This is a genomic window from Mesorhizobium sp. M2A.F.Ca.ET.037.01.1.1 (assembly GCF_003998075.1).
GTDB lineage: Bacteria > Pseudomonadota > Alphaproteobacteria > Rhizobiales > Rhizobiaceae > Mesorhizobium.
Genome location: NZ_RZSA01000861.1, coordinates 1 through 2,867, shown reverse-complemented (window position 1 = coordinate 2,867; position 2,867 = coordinate 1). Strand labels below are relative to the sequence as shown.

3 protein-coding genes and 1 pseudogene are annotated in these 2,867 nt (G+C 61.5%); 1 reads left to right on the top strand and 3 read right to left on the bottom strand.

Going from position 1 to position 2,867, the window contains the following annotated elements:
• Positions 1–394 (bottom strand): annotated as a pseudogene (locus EOA27_RS30320) (S1C family serine protease); the annotation flags it as partial.
• Between the two features lie 332 nt (positions 395–726).
• On the opposite strand from EOA27_RS30320, the gene EOA27_RS30315 reads away from it, so the two are divergent.
• Entirely contained in the window at positions 727–1,152 is a 426-nt protein-coding gene (locus EOA27_RS30315) for a hypothetical protein (RefSeq protein WP_126082798.1), read from the top strand.
• Between the two features lie 64 nt (positions 1,153–1,216).
• Here EOA27_RS30315 and rplQ read toward each other — a convergent pair whose 3' ends face one another.
• Positions 1,217–1,648: a 50S ribosomal protein L17 gene (rplQ, locus tag EOA27_RS30310; protein WP_126082799.1), complete on the bottom strand. Its 432-nt coding sequence runs from the start codon at positions 1,646–1,648 to the stop codon at positions 1,217–1,219.
• A gap of 104 nt (positions 1,649–1,752) precedes the next feature.
• Entirely contained in the window at positions 1,753–2,763 is a 1,011-nt protein-coding gene (locus EOA27_RS30305; protein WP_040994640.1) for a DNA-directed RNA polymerase subunit alpha, read from the bottom strand.
• Between the last annotated feature and the right edge of the window lie 104 nt (positions 2,764–2,867).

The window sequence follows — 2,867 nt, the reverse complement described above, 5'->3', positions numbered from 1 at the left end:
CGATGACGCCGCTCGGATCGACCAGCACGCCCGAGCCCAGCGAAGACTGCGCGCGCGGCTGGGCGCGGCCGAAGAATTCCTCGAAGAAGGGATCGCCCTCGAAAGGCGACGTCATCTTGGCGGTCTGCGAGGCATAGACGTTGACGACGGCGGGTGCGGTCTGCTTGACCAGCGGCGCGAAGGAAAGCTGCACCTCCTCGCGGCCGAACGGCACGCGCTTGTCGGGGCCGGACGTGCCGTTCTCTCCTTCAACGCCATGCAACAGATCGGTCAGCACGTCGGAGAGGCCTGGATCGGCCGGCTTAGCGGCATCCTCGGCAAAAGCCTGTCTTGCGGCCGGTGCCGCGGCGAATAGAGCCAGCGCAGCAACAAGAAACAGTCGTTTGAGGTGCATTCCGAATCCTCCAGATCGGGCGCCATTGTCCCGACGATTGTGCAGAATGAAAGGCTAAGGCGATGAAATCGAATTATTTTCAGCCAGTAACCGGCTATAGCTGTATCCGCAATCTGGTACTGTTGTCCGTTTCATGAAAAAGCAGCTCGCTTCCTTCCCCGATTTCCTGGCGACCGGTGTCTTGGGACCGGTGTCGCCCGACATGAGGCTTATCGAGATAGCACAGGCTCGGGTCACCCGACGGATGGAATATCAGCGAAGGTGACCCGATTCCGGTCTACTGGTTCTTCGGCAACCTGGAGATTTCCTTCGACAGCATCGCACCCCACTCGATGAATTGGTTTCAGATCGAAGGGGCATCGCAACTCGAGGGTGAATTTGAACCTTTGACCAAACAGCTGAAGGTGTCGCTAGATGGATTCAGCGGCGCAACGAGGCCGTCCGAATTCCTTGCAGCAGGCCTGTGGGATCCCACGCAGGCTTCCGTCTACTACGCGGCGCTAAGCGACGACATCCTGCTGAACGTTTGTGCCGGCGGCATCCAGATTCATTTCCAGGTCGACACGTCTTTCATCGGCAATCGCGACGTGATTGAATATTTGAACAGTTCGACCGTGCTGCAACTTGTCCGGAATATCGACTCCCGAACCAAGGTTGACAGCATCTACTCCTATCCGCGGAAGGCCCCCAAAGAGCTGCCCGGGGTGTTCAATTGGCAGTGCCTGGCTGGCCAGGACTACCTGAACCTGGTTCGATAGGTTGCAGGCAAAAGTACAAAGGGGCCCGAAGGCCCCTTGAACGCTTTCTCGGAGTATCCGTGCCTCAGGCGGCCGCGGCTTCCTCATTAGCGCCCTCGGCCTCGAGGCGGGCGCGGTCGGCGGCGCCCTTGGCCGAGGTGTCGCGGTCGACGAATTCGATGACCGCCATGGCAGCGTTGTCGCCCTTGCGGAAGCCTGCCTTCATGATGCGCAGGTAGCCGCCATTGCGGGTGGCGTAGCGCGGGGCGAGGGTCTCGAACAGGCGCTTGACGACGCCTTCATTGCCGATCTGCGCGATCACCTGGCGGCGGGCGTGCAGGTCGCCGCGCTTGCCGAGCGTGACGAGCTTCTCGACGATCGGACGCAGGTCCTTCGCCTTCGGCAGGGTGGTGACGATCTGCTCGTGCTCGATCAGAGACACGGCGAGGTTGGCGAACATCGACTTACGATGGCTGATGCTGCGGGCGAAACGACGGCCTTTGAAACCGTGGCGCATGGCTCTTTTCCTTCTTCAGTTGTTCAAGAGGCCACGGCCTCTGATGGTTTTCCGCATGACCGTCGGATCGAGCGGCTCGCGCCGCCGATCCTTGGAATTCATGCTCAATACTGGTCTTCGTAACGCTTTGCGAGGTCTTCGATGTTTTCCGGCGGCCAGTCCGGCACTTCCATGCCGAGATGGAGGCCCATGGCCGCCAGCACTTCCTTGATCTCGTTCAGCGACTTGCGGCCGAAGTTCGGGGTGCGCAGCATCTCGGCTTCGGTCTTCTGGATCAGGTCGCCGATATAGACGATGTTGTCGTTCTTCAGGCAGTTGGCCGAACGCACCGAAAGTTCGAGTTCGTCGACCTTCTTGAGCAGCGCCGGGTTGAAGGCGAGCTCGGTGACGGCTTCGGTCGCGACTTCCTTCTGCGGCTCGTCGAAGTTGACGAACAGCGCGAGCTGGTCCTGCAGGATGCGGGCGGCGAAGGCGACCGCGTCCTCGCCCGAGATCGAGCCGTTGGTCTCGATGGTCATGGTCAGCTTGTCATAGTCGAGCACCTGGCCCTCGCGGGTGTTCTCGACCTTGTAGGAGACCTTCTTGACCGGCGAGTAGAGCGAGTCGACCGGGATCAGGCCGATCGGCGCGTCCTCGGCGCGGTTGCGCTCGGCGGGCACATAGCCCTTGCCGGTGTCGACGGTGAACTCCATGCGGATCTCGGCGCCCTCGTCCAGCGTGCAGATGACGTGGTCGGGGTTGAGGATCTCGACGTCGCCGACGGTCTGGATGTCGCCGGCGAGCACGGCGCCCGGGCCCTGCTTGCGCACGACCATGCGCTTGGGACCATCGCCTTCCATGCGGATGGCGATTTCCTTGATGTTGAGCACGATGTCGGTCACGTCCTCGCGCACGCCGGCGATGGACGAGAATTCATGCAGTACGCCGTCGATCTGCACGGCGGTGACAGCCGCGCCGCGCAGCGAAGACAGAAGCACGCGCCGCAGCGCGTTGCCCAGCGTCAGGCCAAAGCCGCGTTCGAGCGGCTCGGCCACCAGCGTGGTCAGCGTCTTCTTCTTCGACGAGAACTCGATCTTGTTCGGCTTGATCAGTTCCTGCCAGTTTTTCTGGATCATAAATGTCTTCCTTCCTTTGCCCCGCCACCATCCAATCGTGGCGGGCGACACGGAAAACCGCGGAGGAACGCCGTGGCGTTCCTCCGCGGTTTTCCGTGTCGCCC